Origin of the sequence: Butyricicoccus pullicaecorum (genome assembly GCF_002160355.1) — a bacterium.
Taxonomy (GTDB): domain Bacteria; phylum Bacillota; class Clostridia; order Oscillospirales; family Butyricicoccaceae; genus Butyricicoccus; species Butyricicoccus pullicaecorum.
The window spans coordinates 86,986-102,392 of sequence record NZ_NFKK01000010.1 but is presented as its reverse complement, the minus strand read 5'-3'; the positions used below and the strand labels follow the sequence as shown (position 1 = coordinate 102,392).

Here is a 15,407-nt window from a genome sequence, read left to right as displayed (position 1 = left end):
GCAGACGCGCTAGCTTCAGGTGCTAGTGCTCGCAAGGGCGTGTGGGTTCAAGTCCCACCATCTGCACCAAAAATCCCGAATGCGACAGCGTTCGGGATTTTTACTTATTCCTTATTCGTTTTTCACTCTTCATTATCTCTTCTGTCTTCACGGGATTTTTGGAGGGAATAGGTAATAGTGAAGATGGAAGAAGTATAGTATACCGATTGTGCGGTGCTTCAAGATCAAAGACTGTTATAAAGGGACACCAAATGGTGTCTTTTTATTATAGCCTTAAGCCTTTCTTGACTTTTGAATCAGAGGGTATACGATAAAAGTAAATACATCGTTCATGCTTTTGTGATTTGGGTAGGATAGGAGGCGTTAACATGAAACGAACGCTTGGTATTGCGATTCTGAGTGCACTGATTCTCGCTGGAACAGCAACAGCAGCAACTGAAATTCAGCAGCAAGACGCGGTATTTCTGAACGAGCTTGGACTGTTTCAAGGTACCGAGCAGGGTTACGAACTCGACCGCACGATGACCCGTACTGAAGGTGCAGTCATGCTCGTCCGTCTGCTCGGCGGCGAGGCAGAAGCCAAGGTAAGCACGTATCAGACACCGTTTGCTGATGTTCCAGATTGGGCGCAGCCCTACGTCGGCTGGCTGTACGAAAACAAGCTGACGAACGGAACATCTAAAACTACATATAGCCCCAACGAGCCCATGTGCTTTGAGCAATACGCATGGTTTACCGGACGCGCTGCGGGCTTTACCGACAATGATGTCGCAGCGGGCAAAACGCCCTTATCCGCTGAGGTGTACCGGCGTGAGTATGGCAACGATATCACACGTGGGCAGGCAGTCGCGTTATCCATGGACACGCTATACGCACAGATGAATGGTGATACCAAAACATTGGCTGACCATCTGATCGCGCAAGAAGTATTCACACAAGCGGACTGGAATCGGGTGAAAGCGGACTTTGAACACGCGAAGGGGATCGTTCAGACACCGGGCGCGGTGAGCACATCGGCGTTGCCGCCCTGTCAGTTCCAGACAGTGGACGGTGTGCGATATGCGATTGCCTGCGCGCCGGACGGCGCGGTGATTTCGCCTGCGCCGGTGGCCGATGTACCGGACTGGACGTTTCACGGCGGACGTACCGTGTATCGCAGCACAGACGGCGCACTTTGGACGCGTATTTTCCAATTACCGGATAATACACCTGTGCGGATCGGAGATGTCCTTGCTTTTGATGGCACAAGCCTGACGTTCACGGTGTTGGCAGACCCTGGCAGCACAAAATACATGAACTATGTCTTACAGATTGAGGCGACACCAGAACGTGCAACGCTGGTTGATTTGCCGGGCGTAACTTGGAAAAAAGAGCAATCGATGCGTGCGATTCAAGCCTGGCTGGATGAAAACTGGCCATAAAGTGAGAGGGGAGCGGTCAAACGCTCCCTTCTTTTTATAGGATAGGGTTGACAAATGGCCCGAGCACGCATATACTAAATACATCAAAACTTTTTGATGTGAGGTGATTGTGTGGAAGCATATCAGGAGCAGGCCAAAGTGTTTAAAGCTTTGTGCGATCCCAAGCGCCTTTCCATTCTCGAACAGCTGCGCAGCGGAGAAAAGTGCGCTTGTGTGTTACAAGAGCCGCTCGCGCTGACGCAGTCGGGTTTATCCTATCACATGAAGATTTTGTGTGATTCCGGGCTGGTGGACAGCCGACAGGAAGGGAAGTGGACGCATTATCGACTGAGTGCACAGGGGCAGGAACGTGCAGTACAGCTGCTGCTCGCACTCACGACACCGAATGCGGACAGTGCACCGAGCTGTTCGGCATGCGGCAAGTAAACGCCATCGACAGGATGGCGTTTCTTACGGCACAAAACATCAAAAATTTTTGATATGAGATAGATACCGGAAAGTGAGGTTTTTCTATGGTCGTATGGCAATTCATTCAAGACCAGATTTTAGGAATGAAGTGGCTGAATGCACTGATCGGCAAGGGAGTATCTGCTGTCGGGCTGGATATCACTGGTCGTGTGGGCGGCAGTATACAATTTTTCCTATATGACGTCATTAAGATCACTGTTTTACTCTGTGTGTTGATTTTCGTCATCTCGTATATCCAGAGTTACTTCCCGCCCGAGCGCAGCAAACGCATTTTGGGACGGTTTCATGGATTGGGTGCAAATGTCGTGTCCGCGCTGCTCGGCACAGTCACGCCGTTCTGTTCGTGTTCATCCATTCCATTGTTCATCGGTTTTACGAGTGCTGGTCTGCCGGTTGGTGTCACGTTTTCCTTTCTGATTTCGTCACCGATGGTCGATTTGGGTAGTCTGGTACTGCTGATGAGCATTTTCGGCGTGAAAGTTGCCGTCCTGTATGTGATTGTAGGACTGGTGATTGCGGTAATAGGCGGTGCAATCATTGAGCGGCTGCGCATGGAGCGATATGTTGAGCAATTCATTCTTTCCGCAAGCAGCGTGGACTTGGAATCACCCGATTTGACCCGTCGTGAGCGTGTGATTTACGCGAAAGAGCAGATGCAGGGCACCTTCCGCAAGGTATTTCCGTACATTCTGATTGGCGTAGGCATCGGTGCGGTGATTCACAACTGGATTCCGGAAAGCTGGATTGAGACCGTTCTGGGCAGCGGCAATCCGCTGGGTGTTGTGCTGGCAACGCTGGTCGGTGTGCCTATGTACGCGGATATTTTTGGAACCATTCCGGTTGCTGAGGCACTTCTGACCAAGGGGGCACAGTTGGGTACGGTGTTGTCGTTTATGATGGCAGTCACGACCCTGTCTCTGCCCTCGCTCATTTTGCTGCGCAAGGCAGTCAAACCCAAGCTGCTCGGCTTGTTTATCGGTATTTGTGTGGTCGGAATTGTTTTGGTTGGATATCTGTTCAACGGATTACAAATCTTTTTGGTATAAATGGAGGTATTGACGATGGGACTGTTTGGAAAGAAGAAAAAAGAGCAGACTTGCAGCTGTGGTGGAGCTTGCACGGCTTTGAACGCTGAAAATGCAGACGCAGCGGTCAAGGTGCTGGGATCGGGCTGCGCCAAGTGCAACGAGTTGGAGCAGGCGACGCGTGAGGCGCTTGCCGAGCTGGGCATGGACACGACGATTGCGCACGTCACCGACTTTGCACAGATCGCGGCATACGGCGTGATGACCACGCCGGCACTGGTGGTGGACGGCAAGGTGGTGTCGCACGGTAAGGTGCTCAGTAAGGATCAGGTCAAGGCGCTCATTGAGCAGGCGAGAGGTGCAAAATGAATCAAAAGCCCAAGGTAGCATTCGTTTGTGTCCATAATTCCTGCCGCAGCCAGATGGCGGAAGCACTTGGAAAGTTGCTCGCAAGTGATGTGTTTGACAGTTTTTCTGCCGGCACCGAGACCAAACCACAGATCAACCAAGATGCGGTGCGGTTGATGAAAGAGCGGTACGGCGTGGACATGGAGCAGACCCAGTACAGCAAGCTGCTGTCCGACATTCCGCCGGTCGATGTGGTCATCACGATGGGATGCAACGTACAGTGCCCGAATCTGCCCTGCAAACATCGGGAGGACTGGGGACTGGATGACCCGACCGGACAGCCGGACGAAGTATTTTTGAATGTCATGGAACGTATTCATGAAAAAGTGAGCATGCTCAGAGATCGTTTGGCGCAGCCTGACGGTGTGCTGTGAGCATAAAAAGACGGCTCGATCGTTTGGATCGAGCCGTTTGCATTTTTGGGGGATTATACCAGCTTGTTGACCAGTTCCTTGAATCGGTCACCGCGCTCCATGAAGTTCTTGAAGCAGTCAAACGATGCGCTTGCCGGACTCATGATGACTACATCACCCGGCTGTGCAACTGCGTTTGCAGTGCGTACCGCAGCGGCCAGATCGGGAACATCGATGATTTCGGGCTTTTGTGCGCAGTCGGCTTGCTCAACGCAGGCGCGAATCTTGGGTGCAGTTGCACCAGTGAGCAGCAAGGTCTTGACGTGCTCACAGATGGGCTTACCCAGCACATCGTACGGAATGTGCTTGTCGTAACCGCCTGCGATCAGGATCAGCTTCTGGTCGAAGGAATTGAGGCCTGCAATGGTGCGGGTGGGGCTGGACGCGATAGAATCGTTATAATATTTGACGCCTTCGAACTCGCGTACAAACTCAATGCGGTGCTCAACGCCGCCGAAGGTCTTGGCAACATCGACAATGTCACTGTCCTTGCACAGACCCTGCACAATAGCAGCCGCCATCATCACGTTGGAAACATTATGCGCACCCGGAATGCGGATATCAGCCGCCTCCATCAGCATGCGATCCTGACCGTTCTCGGCAATGTAGATCACGCCGTCGCGCAGGTAAACGCCGTTTTCCGGCTTTACAATCTTGCTGCACGTCATAACATTGTGACCGGTGCCGATGTCCAGTACGCGCGTCACGCGATCATCGCTGTTGAGTACCAGACGATCACCCGGCTTCTGGTGGGTGAAAATGCTGGTCTTGGCATCCACGTACTCGTCAAAATCCTTGTGATAATCCAGATGATTGGGGGTCAAGTTGGTGATGGCCGCGATAGACGGACTAAACTGCATGCCCATCAGCTGGAAGGAGGACAACTCGACGATAGCCAGATCGTCTGGCTGCATAGTGCGCACCTCGGGCAGTAGAGGCTTGCCGATGTTGCCGCCCAGATGGCAGGTGCGACCGGCGTGCTTCAGAAATTCGTAAGTCAAAGTGGTCGTAGTGGTCTTGCCGTCCGAACCGGTGATGCCGATGATCTTGCACGGGCAGACCTGGAAAAACAGCTCCATCTCGCTCGTTATGATGCCACCGCGTGCGCGGACAGCCTCGAGCGACGGATGACCCGGATGTAAACCGGGGGTACGGAAGACAATGTCTTCGGTCAGTTCGTCCAGATAGTGCTCGCCCAAAATGGTCTGTGCACCCAGCGCGGTCAGCTTGTCATACTGCTCACCCAGCGCCTCAGCGGTCTTTTTATCGTGTACGGTCACCGTGATGCCTGCTTCGCGCAGCAGCGATACGAGCGGCATATTGCTCACACCTGCGCCGATGACCGCGACTTGCTTGTCTCGAATGCTTTCTAAATATTGATCCAGTGTCATGATCCAATACCTCTCCCTTTGGTCTTCGTTTATTTTACTCCCTCCAGCTGGATATTTCAAGTTTTTGGGCAGGATTTCAACATTTATAATTGACGAATGAGGCACTTTTAGCGTATAATAAAAATCGCGAGTAATCCTGACGGTCGCGTACCGGCTCGACTGGTATGAGGAAAGTCCGGGCTGCATAGGGTAAGGATAGCAGATAACGTCTGCCGAAGGCAACTTCAGGAATAGTGCAACAGAGATATACCGCCAGAGCTTGTGCTTTGGTAAGGGTGGAAAGGCGAGGTAAGAGCTCACCACGCCCCATGGTAACATGGGGGGTCTGTAAACTCTATCCGCAGCAACATCGACAGGAGCTATGACTGACCCGGTCGCTCCGACTGATGGCTTGAGGCGTGCGGCGACGTGCGTCCCAGATAGATGATCGTCCACGACAGAACCCGGCTTACGGATTGCTCGTACCATGAAAAAAGAGACACCGCTTGGTGTCTCTTTTCTTTTACATTTCCTGCATGAGCTGACCCAGCAGTGCCTTGCAGCCGGACAGAACATCGGTGAAGGTCTGGTCAAAGTTGCCTGTGTACCACGGATCGGCGACCTCGCGAGACACACCGGTGTAATCCATCAGCATGCGGATTTTATCGTCGGGATCACCGCCGCAGATGCGGCGCATGTTACGGATGTTGGCAGAGTCCATGCCGATCAAAAGATCGAATCGATTATAGTCCTGACGGTTCATCTGTCTGGCGGCGTGACCAGCACTGCCGATGTTGTGTTCAGCCAGCTTGCGGCGCGCAGGGGGATAGACCGGATTGCCGATCTCTTCAGTGCTGGTCGCAGCGGATGCAACCTGAATTTGATCGCCCAGACCGGCCTTTTTCACCAGATCACGCATGACAAACTCGGCCATCGGACTGCGGCAGATATTGCCGTGGCACACAAAAAGTATCTTCATTTCTTTATCCTCCTGTTTTGGACGCAACGCTGTGTTTGCTGTCAGTATAGCATAGTTTATGCCTTGGACGCAAACCTGCTTGACGTGCATGTGAAAAAGCATATCATATATATAAAGGAGGTGAGACGATGAACTGTCCGTTTTGTCTGCAGGAGATGGAGGACGGTGTTCTTCAGAGCACGCACGGCATGTATTGGCTGAAAGAACCGGTGCGTTTTCCGATAAAGCCGTCAAGCAAGAAGGAAGCGCAGTCGGTGTTTACTATGGAGACTGCGCGGGATTTTCCGTTCATTCGCGGGCATCGATGTCCGAATTGTCACGCCATTGTGATCGATTCTGAGTGAATAAATCGGGGCAAAACAAAAAGACACCGCTGAGTGTCCTTCTCATAACAATCTTTGATCTTGCAGCGCCGCGCGAGCAGCATATGATACTGCTTCACTCTTCGCTATTACCTATTCCATCCAAAAATCCCGGGAGAGCAGAAGAGATGAGTGAAAAGTAAAGAGTGAATAAGGAAGAAGTAAAAATCCCGAACGCGGTTGCATTCGGGATTTTTGGTGCAGATGGTGGGACTTGAACCCACACGCCCTTGCGAGCACTAGCACCTGAAGCTAGCGCGTCTGCCATTCCGCCACATCTGCGAATCTAAACTTGGAAAGAAATGTGGTGCGAGTGACGGGACTTGAACCCGTACGCCTTATGAGCACACGCCCCTCAAACGTGCCTGTCTACCAGTTCCAGCACACTCGCATTTCTTCACATTTTGTTCTGCTCATCAGCAGCTATTATATTATAGTATACTTGGAAGGTGATGTCAATAAAAAGGAAAAATAAAAAATAGATAAAACAAACGAGATAAAATAATAGTTTATTGTATAAAAAGACGGAAGAATGCAGTTGACTTTTATTCTAAAAGAATGTATACTAACATTGTAAACAAAAGAAAGAGGTGCTTGAGGATGCGTATCACGCACGAGGCAGACTATGCAATCCGTGTTGCTTTTTGTCTGGCAGAATGCGGCGGTAAGCTCGGCGCAAAGGAGATCTCTGAACGGACCGGCGTTACCCTTCGGTTTGCACTCAAGATTCTGCGAAAGCTGATCCAAGCTGAGATGGTTCGATCTTATAAAGGTGCCAATGGCGGCTATGAGCTGGCAAAGGAACCTGCTGAAATCAGCATGGGTGCAATCATAGAATGTATTGATGGCCCGATCACGATCAATCATTGCTTGTGCAATGAGTTTGAGTGTACCAGAGTGCAGTCCAAGAGTATCTGCAATTTCCGTAAGGTCTTTGGATCGGTCAATACCATGATCCGAGACGAGCTTTACCGTGTTACATTAGACCAATTTTTACATTAAAAACATTTAGGAGGAAATTATTATGAAGTTCGTATGTTCCGTATGCGGTTATGTTCACGAAGGCGACGCAGCACCGGCTGAGTGCCCGATCTGCCATGCTCCGGCTGACAAGTTTGTTGCTCAGACCGGCGAGATGACCTGGGCTGCTGAGCACGTTGTAGGCGTTGCAGCAGACGTTCCGGAAGACATCAAGAAGGACCTGCGTGCTAACTTCGAGGGCGAGTGCACTGAGGTTGGTATGTACCTGGCAATGGCTCGCGTAGCACATCGCGAGGGTTACCCGGAGATCGGCCTGTACTGGGAGAAGGCTGCATTCGAAGAGGCTGAGCACGCTGCAAAGTTTGCAGAGCTGCTGGGCGAGGTTGTTACCGCTTCCACCAAGAAGAACCTGGAGATGCGCGTAGAGGCTGAGAACGGTGCTACCATGGGTAAGACCGATCTGGCAAAGCGTGCAAAGGCTCTGAACCTGGATGCAATCCATGACACCGTTCATGAGATGGCTCGCGACGAGGCTCGTCACGGCAAGGCATTCAAGGGCCTGCTGGAGCGTTACTTCGGCTAATTTATCCGAATTTCCGAGAGGGAATCACGAAAGTGATTCCCTCTTTTTTTGTCGTTTGAAAGCAACAGAGCGGCAAGGGAACAGAATAAGTAAATATAGTATTTTTTTTGTGATATCAAGTCAGGAAATAAGGCGATATAGCAAGATTTTTGAACGATGTCATGAAGTCGGGAACCATATACATTGCCAAAAGTGCACTAAATTAGTCTAATAAATTACAGAAAATGAGAGAGAAATACTGCGCACAATAAACACATGATTTTGGATACCACTTTAGTAGAATTTGTAACTTAGCAACAAACGGAAGAAAAATATTTTATAAATTTTGTGCAAAACGATTAACAAAATTTGAGAAAGCGGGTAATATACCAACAACCCAAACAGACTGAAGCCGTTCAGTCAAAATTTCACCCGATTGAAAGGGTGAGAAACAAATGAGATTTACAGCAAGAAGACTGATCGCAAGCCTGAGTGTTCTGGGATTGTTGGCTGCGCAATCAACTGCGTTTGCCGTTGATGAGCAGAAGAAAGTCGAATTCTTTGAAGGCAAGGAGTTTGCCGGCGCAAGCGAGAGCGCGAAGGACGACACGACCATTGACCTGACCAAGTCCAAGGTAAGTGCAGATGGCCTGTCTTCGATCAAGGTTCCTTATGGCTATATCGTAAAGCTGACCGAGAAGAGCGGACATGAGTCCATTCTGCTGTCCGAAGGTAATTACAATGATCTTGGCAAGTTTGGCTGGGACAATTACGCAGCAACGGCTGAGGTGAAGCATTATTCGGCACTGGAATACGAGCTGCAGGCCGCACGTGTTCAGAAGGTCAAGGAAGTCGTCTCTGCGCGAGAAAAGGAGCTGAACACAGCGCTGCGCGGTGATGCGATTGCGCAGAAGACCGACGTTGGCGTGGACAATCTGCGTGTCGAGCCGGTCGATGGCAATCACGAGGAGAAAACCGAGCTGATTTTCACTGGCAACACCCGTCTGACCAACACAACAGGCCAGAAGCAGACGCTGACCAGCCAGGCATTTGACTTTGCCGAGAGCAACACGATTTCGGCGACCACCACCAACTCGATCGGCACTTCGGTTTCGGCTTCTGCAACCTTCAACATCCCGATTGTCGGCAGCCTGAATACGACCATTTCCACCCAGTATAATTTCTCCAAGGCAGATACAAAGAGTGAGAGCAAGACCGTGACGTACAAGATTCCGTCTCAGTCCATTACGCTTGAGCCCGGTCAGACCGTTGAAGTGCGTGCACGTCTGGAGAAGGTAAAGACCGCAGGTAAGGTTCGACTGATCGGTGACATCAACGGCACGGAAAGCGGCTATGTAAATCTGCAGAAGCTTGTAGGCGATATTGGACTGGTTCCGACGCCCGATCACAAGCTGACCAACGGCTTGGTTTACAAGTGGAAGAGCTTTGAGAAGAAGCCGTATGAGTTGTCTTTCAGCAACCAGCACGTTGAAGGTGAGGGTACGTATCAGGCAGAGTACGGTTCCAACCTGTACATCGATGTTGTGGATGTAAGCACCAACAAGGTTCAGACCGTTCAGGCAAACGCAACCGAGATGCAGGGTGACCGCTCCGCAAACGGCAGCAGCAAGGATGCTGTTGAACTGACTGCAAACGCAGGCACTTTCGACATGACCAAGTAATCACCTGTGATCGTACCGATACAGTGTGCCGCTTGGCAAATGGAAATTCCGTAAATTTAAGACTGTATATTCGGTCGGATACGAAAAAATGGCCGCTGTAGTGTCGAGAGACACAGCAGCGGCCTTTCTGCGCGTTCAGAGCGTATTTTCTTTGCTGCAAGGACAGGCAATGCGGGGTAAAGTGCTGTCACAGCACACAAAATCGGTGTCAATGTAGTGTGCGAAGCATTGTACTTGAATATTGCGCGGACAGCACAGACCACAAGTGTGATCGTTCAAGGCATCGGGCAGGATGAATTTGATGCACTGTACCGTGATATCCTGACAGGCCGGGTTTTGATGGGCAGGGACAACAAAGGTCTTGAGTCCGCGCGGTTCCTGCTTGCCGCAGACGGTTTCGGAGAGCGCAACAGCCAGTGCAACCCGTTTGCCGGGGCAGACATCGCGCAGGGTCACGCTCAGCTGAACGATCGAGCCCTGTGAGGACAGGGAAAGTGCACCGGCGTCAATTACAACAGCGTCCGAACAGCTGGAAATCGTGAAGTCAATGGGCGTAGGGCAGGGCTCGGGAGCGAATGTGGTGTCGCAGGTGACGGTCACGACCGGGTCGGGGAACTGTACGACGTTTTGCTGCGCGTCCTGATAGTGAATGGACTGATTGACCGCCTTGGTGCCCGAAGTCCCAGCGGTATGCTGGATGAAAAACTGCAAAACGGCATCTTCAGATGCACGCACACCCAGTTCGGGGATGGTCCACTGGATGGTGTGTGCATCGATCATGTGCGCGCTGCCCTGATCGGGGGGGAGCAGGCTGGAGATGGTGAAATCGGGGTGAATGACCTCATCGATTACGATATCGGTTGCACCGGGTTTGCTGATGTCGGCGGCGAGGTCGGCAAAGAACTGTTCCAGCTCACTGTCGTCCGGCGTGATCAGAACATAGGATGCAGGCGGTGTGCTGGCCCAGGTTTCCAGTGCGGTGACGTCCAGACCGCCCGAACCGTCCAGACCGATGCAATAAATGGTGATGCCATCATCTTTTGCGGCCATCGCGATGGGCGTCGGGTTGGGGCCGGCTGTGGTGTTGCCGTCGGTGAATAGGACAATCACTTTGCGATTGGGCGAAGCTGCATCAAAGAGCTGGACGGCTTTGGTAAATGCATCCGCGTGATTGGTGGAGCCGCCAGCGCTCAGACTGTTCACGGCTGCGTCCAGTGCAGCAACCGAGGTAATCAGCTGCGTGTTTGCCGTCGCAGATGCGGCGAAGCTGACAATACCGATGCGGCTGCCCGAACCAATTGTACCGTCATTCGCGCCGCCAGTTGATTGCGAGATAACTTCGATGAACTTTTTTGCACCGGATTTCATGCTTTGCAGGGGCTGTCCGGTCATGCTGCCCGAGCGATCGAGTACCAGCACGATATCGGTGGGGCTGGTCAGAATATTGGGTTCCGCGGTCAGCGCCAGTGTGACCAGCAGCGTGCCGGTGCAGTCGATCTGGTCGGTGTTGATGGTTTTATTTGCGAATGTAACGCCCATGCGTGTCTCCTCCTTGTGTTCGATATAGTCATCTTATGTGAGAAGAGACAGCAAGGTCACAAAAAAGTGAGAGACGACCTGTAAAAGGTCGTCTCTCAAGAAACATGATAGGAAAAAGGTAGAAAGAGAAGATAGCGTAATTAGCGATGCTTGCGATTGTCTCGCTGCTGGCCGCCGCGCAGAACGCTGTGACCATACTGCTGCATCTGTAAATCAACTAAACCGTCAAAAAATTCACGAAATTTCATTATAATAAAGCTCCTTTTTACAATAGAAGAGGGTGATTACTTGTGGGACTTGCCTGCCGTGCGGCGGGACATGGGGGACTGATGTCCGATGGTCAAGCTGCTCAGATACAGCTCGTTGGACGCGGTCAGACCTTGGAAAAACTCTTTGATACGCATTGTCTTTGCGCCTCCTTGTTCTTTGATGATCCCATTATACAAAGGAATTGCTCAGAAGTCCACCATTATACTTGTTGATTTTATCCAATAGAATGTAGTATTATTTGTGCAGAACTTACAATACAAAATCAAAAAGTTCCAACATATCACCAAGATGCGCGTTTTATGCCTCATAACCGATGAAAAAATAGCAGGTGTCTGAGAGAAAAATAGAAACAAATATTATGCAAATTGCGCAGAGAAAGGAAAGATGTGAAAACGGCTGCATCTGTGAACTTGCACCGGACAGACCTGCGTGCTATAATGGCCGCAGAATCTGGAGGGAGGAAGACGAGATATGGAAACCGAAAAGGAACGTATGCTGCGCGGGGAATTGTACAACGCAGAAGATCCTGCATTGGCACAGGAGCGCGTAAGAGCCAAGGAAATTTGCTGGCAGATCAATCACCTGCCAATTTCCGAGGAAGCGCAGCGCAACCAGCTGCTTGTTCAGCTGCTGGGCAGCACCGATGGTGCATTTACCATTCTGCCCGATTTCTGGTGTGATTACGGCAGTAATATTCATATCGGCAAAAACTTTTTTGCCAATCATGGTCTGGTCGTGCTGGACGGTGCACCGGTAACCATTGGAGATAACGTGTTCATTGCACCCAATGTCGGCCTATACACGGCCGGTCATCCGCTCGATGTCAGGCAGCGCAACCGCTATTTAGAGTATGCAAAGCCCATCACGATCGGGAACAATGTCTGGATTGGCGGCGGCGTGCAGGTCATGCCTGGCGTGACGATTGGCGATTGTTCGGTGATCGCAGGCGGCAGCGTCGTGGTCAAGGACGTGCCCGCGGGCGTTGTCGTCGGCGGCAATCCGGCGCGGGTGATTCGCGAACTGACTGAAGAGGAAATGAGTGAATAGTGAATAGTGAAGAGTGAATAGTGAATAGTGAATAGTGAAGAGTGAATAGTGAAGAGTGAATAGTGAATAGGTAAGAAGTGAAAAACGACAACACCTATTCCTTATTCACTCTTACTTCTTCCTTAAACGAAAAAAACCGCCTGTGAAGGCGGTTTTTTAATTTAGTTTTTAGGACGCAGAACGCGCAGTGCGTTTTGCAGGCACAGGACGGTTGCCAGAGTGTCCAGCAGAACGGCCAGCCACAGCCAAGCCACACCGGCAAAGCCAAGCAGCAGAATGATGAGCTTGACCACCAGTGCCAGAATGATATTCTGACGTGCGGCACGCAGGGACAGGTAAGACAGGTCGAATGCGTGGCAGATGGCCTGCGGATCAGAGGTCAGGAAGACCAGATCAGCTGCCTGCAGGGCAGAGGGAGCGCTCGGACCCATGACAGCCGTGACCGCTGCGGCAGACGAAGCGCTGTCGCTGACGTACAGTGCTGCACCGTGTGCGCGTTCGGTCTCTTCGAGAACGGTGTCGCGCTGGTCGGGAGAGATGCCTGCCTGTACTTCCTGAATGTCGAGCTGTGCGGCGAGCGCTTCTGCCTGTTCGGAAGAGGAGGCAGTCATCAGCACGGTCGTCAAACCGAGTGCGCGCAGACGCTTCATAGTCGTCTTGATGCCGGGCTTTACAGCTTCGGTGATGTGCAGGACACCGGCAAAGCGACCGCCTGCGGCGACCAGCACATCGGTGCCCGACTCAGCGGGGGTGTAGCCAGACAGATCGACGTGTGCAGTCTCAAGCAGCGAACGATGACCGCACAGAACGGTCACGCCAGAGATCATGGCGACGATGCCCTGACCGGGGATTTCCTGTACGCGGCTGGGCGGAACGACCTGCATATTGCGTTCCTGTGCTGCCATGCGGATGCAGCGCGCGAATGCATGGTCGGCGTTCAGCTCACAGCTTGCCGCCATAGACAGCAGCGCCGATTCGTTCATGCCCGGAGCAGGAACGACGGCCTGTACTTCCAGCTTGCCACGGCTGAGGGTGCTGTACTGTTCGAGTACGATGGTGCGGATGTCCTTGAGGGACTCGAGTACCGAACCGCCGCGGAACAGAATGCCGTGCTCAGCGCCAGCGCCAATGCCCGAGAACAGGGCGAGCGGAACGCTGAGGATGAGTGCACCCGGATAGGAAACGACCAGGAAGGTCAGGCCGGTATGTACCCAGCGCGCCCATTCGCCGGTGATAAACGAGGGAATGAGGGCGGTCAGGACGGCGAGCAGAACAATGATTGGGGTGTAGATGCGGGAGAAGCGCAGGAAACGGCGTTCCATCTGGGACGAGTCGGCAGCAGCGGTTTCCACAGCTTCCAGAATGCGGGTGACCAGTGCGTCAGGCAGGGCGTGCGTGACTTCGAGCTGGAGTGCGCCCGTGCCGTTGATGCAGCCGGATACGATCGCGGTGTTGGGTGCGACTGCCATCGGGGCAGCGTTGCCCGTGATGGGGGAGGTGTCCAGACGGCTCTGACCGGCGCGGACGATGCCGTCCAGCGGGATGCGGTCGCCCGGACGAATGAGCAGCAGATCGCCGACCTGCGCTTCAGCAGCCGGAATGGTGTGAACGACACCCTGATTGTCGATGCGGTGAACGACTTCCGGGCGCATATCAACGGCAGACAGGATGTGGCGGCGATGCTTTGCGACCGTGCGCTGCTCGAACCACATACCCAGACGGTAGATCAGCATGACCAGAGCGGCTTCGACATAAGCGCCCATGGCGATGACGCCCAGCGTCGCGAGCGACAGCAGTACGTTGGCGTCAAACACACGGCCATTTTTGATTGTGCCCAGCGCGGACAACAGGATATCTCCGCCCAGAATGACATAGGACAGGCAGAGAATAAACATGGGAATCAGCGGAATCTGCGGCAGGAAGAACTGCGCGAGTGCACCCAGAATCAGAAAGGCGACACCGGCAATCAGACCGCGCATCTGGCCGGGTTTGTGGAATTCCTGGCGGTTGCGCGGCGCGTGCGACAGCGGTACCAGCTCGACGCTGGGATCGATCGACATGCAGATGCGTCGAATCTGATCGAGACGTGCGTCCGGGTCATCGGCGAGGAAGCGCAGCTGCTGGGTAGCATAAACGACAACAGCGTCGGAAATACCGGTCAGCTTGCGCAGCTTTTCCTCGATGCATGCGGCAGTGTGCGCGCTGCTCAGATTTTTGAGCAGATAGACGCGGTAATTGTCCTCGTCTGTACGCTTGCGGGGCGGTTCCACCTTGGGACTGTCGCCCACCGGGATGGCCTCGGGCTGTTCGGGAACTTGCAGCGGCTCTGCCGGAGGTGTCTCGTCGGTGTCCTCGTCGGGCAGATCGGAAAACGGCTCGAATTCATCGAGCGGGTCGGATTCGTCAAGCGACTCAGGCTGCACGCCCTCGTCGGTATCTTCATCAAACGACGGAAGCGCTTCTGTATCTTCCGCAGGCTCGTCCGCAGGTGCGGGCTGTGATACATCTTGGTCTTCGTCGGGTGTATCTCCAAAAATTGCTAAGAGATCTGCGTCAAGCAGCGAATCATCCTCGTCAGAGGACGGGCTTTTGCGCGTGGGCTCCAAGCTCATACGATCAACTCCTTTGTGGGAATGCGCAGGTAAAAAATGCTTTTGTATATGCGGACACATATACAATCTATATGATAGCGCAAATGATAGGCGATGTCAATGTTCTGGGCTGGAAAACGAGGAAAATGGCACAAAGAAGCAGAGTTTGGTACAAAAACGCAGAGATTGCTCAAAGAGGGGAGACAAGAAAGAGAGAGGGTGATATACTGAAGGAGCGGAGCAGAAAACACAGTCCGGTTGGTAGTCCGGGCACAGCGGAACCTCCGCT

General features: G+C 52.5%; 14 protein-coding genes, 2 tRNA genes and 1 other RNA gene. 11 read left to right on the top strand and 6 right to left on the bottom strand.

From position 1 onward, the window contains the following. Window positions 1-368 precede the first annotated feature (368 nt). From B5F17_RS09475 to B5F17_RS09455, 5 genes are all read left to right on the top strand, one after another. Window positions 369-1,421: an S-layer homology domain-containing protein gene (locus B5F17_RS09475; RefSeq protein WP_087373368.1), complete on the top strand. Its 1,053-nt coding sequence runs from the start codon at window positions 369-371 to the stop codon at window positions 1,419-1,421. Between the two features lie 111 nt (window positions 1,422-1,532). Continuing rightward, a complete protein-coding gene (locus tag B5F17_RS09470) occupies window positions 1,533-1,847 on the top strand; it encodes an ArsR/SmtB family transcription factor (protein ID WP_087373366.1) in 315 nt (104 codons plus the stop codon). Between the two features lie 86 nt (window positions 1,848-1,933). Continuing rightward, window positions 1,934-2,935 (top strand): permease, encoded by a 1,002-nt coding sequence (locus B5F17_RS09465; protein ID WP_087373364.1) that lies wholly within the window; start codon window positions 1,934-1,936, stop codon window positions 2,933-2,935. Between the two features lie 15 nt (window positions 2,936-2,950). Continuing rightward, a complete protein-coding gene (locus tag B5F17_RS09460; RefSeq protein WP_087373362.1) occupies window positions 2,951-3,283 on the top strand; it encodes a thioredoxin family protein in 333 nt (110 codons plus the stop codon). After that, entirely contained in the window at window positions 3,280-3,696 is a 417-nt protein-coding gene (locus tag B5F17_RS09455; RefSeq protein WP_087373360.1) for an arsenate reductase ArsC, read from the top strand. Before B5F17_RS09460 ends, B5F17_RS09455 begins: the two co-directional genes overlap by 4 nt. A gap of 53 nt (window positions 3,697-3,749) precedes the next feature. Here B5F17_RS09455 and murD read toward each other — a convergent pair whose 3' ends face one another. After that, a complete protein-coding gene (murD, locus tag B5F17_RS09450; RefSeq protein WP_087373358.1) occupies window positions 3,750-5,126 on the bottom strand; it encodes a UDP-N-acetylmuramoyl-L-alanine--D-glutamate ligase in 1,377 nt (458 codons plus the stop codon). Between the two features lie 127 nt (window positions 5,127-5,253). On the opposite strand from murD, the gene rnpB reads away from it, so the two are divergent. Continuing rightward, window positions 5,254-5,592: RNase P RNA component class A (rnpB, locus tag B5F17_RS09445), an RNA gene on the top strand. 36 nt (window positions 5,593-5,628) lie between these two features. On the opposite strand, the gene B5F17_RS09440 is transcribed toward rnpB, so the two are convergent. Continuing rightward, complete coding sequence (locus B5F17_RS09440) at window positions 5,629-6,084, bottom strand: low molecular weight protein-tyrosine-phosphatase (RefSeq protein ID WP_087373356.1); 456 nt, start codon at window positions 6,082-6,084, stop codon at window positions 5,629-5,631. Between the two features lie 128 nt (window positions 6,085-6,212). Here B5F17_RS09440 and B5F17_RS09435 point away from each other — a divergent pair, with 128 nt between their 5' ends. Continuing rightward, window positions 6,213-6,428: a PF20097 family protein gene (locus B5F17_RS09435; protein ID WP_016147135.1), complete on the top strand. Its 216-nt coding sequence runs from the start codon at window positions 6,213-6,215 to the stop codon at window positions 6,426-6,428. Between the two features lie 214 nt (window positions 6,429-6,642). On the opposite strand, the gene B5F17_RS09430 is transcribed toward B5F17_RS09435, so the two are convergent. After that, a tRNA-Leu gene (locus B5F17_RS09430) sits at window positions 6,643-6,728 on the bottom strand. Between the two features lie 23 nt (window positions 6,729-6,751). Then, window positions 6,752-6,837, bottom strand: a tRNA-Leu gene (locus tag B5F17_RS09425). A gap of 209 nt (window positions 6,838-7,046) precedes the next feature. On the opposite strand from B5F17_RS09425, the gene B5F17_RS09420 reads away from it, so the two are divergent. From B5F17_RS09420 to B5F17_RS09410, 3 genes are all read left to right on the top strand, one after another. Beyond that, the gene (locus tag B5F17_RS09420) at window positions 7,047-7,448 is read left to right on the top strand and encodes an RrF2 family transcriptional regulator (RefSeq protein ID WP_016147134.1); all 402 of its coding nucleotides are present in this window, start codon (window positions 7,047-7,049) and stop codon (window positions 7,446-7,448) included. 19 nt (window positions 7,449-7,467) lie between these two features. Then, window positions 7,468-8,010, top strand: coding sequence for an NADH peroxidase (locus B5F17_RS09415; RefSeq protein WP_073993879.1), 543 nt, complete (start codon window positions 7,468-7,470; stop codon window positions 8,008-8,010). 434 nt (window positions 8,011-8,444) lie between these two features. Then, on the top strand, window positions 8,445-9,671 hold the full coding sequence (locus B5F17_RS09410; RefSeq protein ID WP_087373354.1) for an ETX/MTX2 family pore-forming toxin: 1,227 nt from the start codon (window positions 8,445-8,447) through the stop codon (window positions 9,669-9,671). 135 nt (window positions 9,672-9,806) lie between these two features. Here B5F17_RS09410 and B5F17_RS09405 read toward each other — a convergent pair whose 3' ends face one another. Next, on the bottom strand, window positions 9,807-11,210 hold the full coding sequence (locus tag B5F17_RS09405; protein ID WP_087373352.1) for a vWA domain-containing protein: 1,404 nt from the start codon (window positions 11,208-11,210) through the stop codon (window positions 9,807-9,809). 741 nt (window positions 11,211-11,951) lie between these two features. On the opposite strand from B5F17_RS09405, the gene B5F17_RS09400 reads away from it, so the two are divergent. After that, the gene (locus tag B5F17_RS09400) at window positions 11,952-12,527 is read left to right on the top strand and encodes a sugar O-acetyltransferase (RefSeq protein ID WP_087373350.1); all 576 of its coding nucleotides are present in this window, start codon (window positions 11,952-11,954) and stop codon (window positions 12,525-12,527) included. A 161-nt stretch (window positions 12,528-12,688) separates the two neighbouring features. On the opposite strand, the gene B5F17_RS09395 is transcribed toward B5F17_RS09400, so the two are convergent. After that, the gene (locus tag B5F17_RS09395) at window positions 12,689-15,139 is read right to left on the bottom strand and encodes a heavy metal translocating P-type ATPase (RefSeq protein WP_162608143.1); all 2,451 of its coding nucleotides are present in this window, start codon (window positions 15,137-15,139) and stop codon (window positions 12,689-12,691) included. Window positions 15,140-15,407 lie beyond the last annotated feature (268 nt).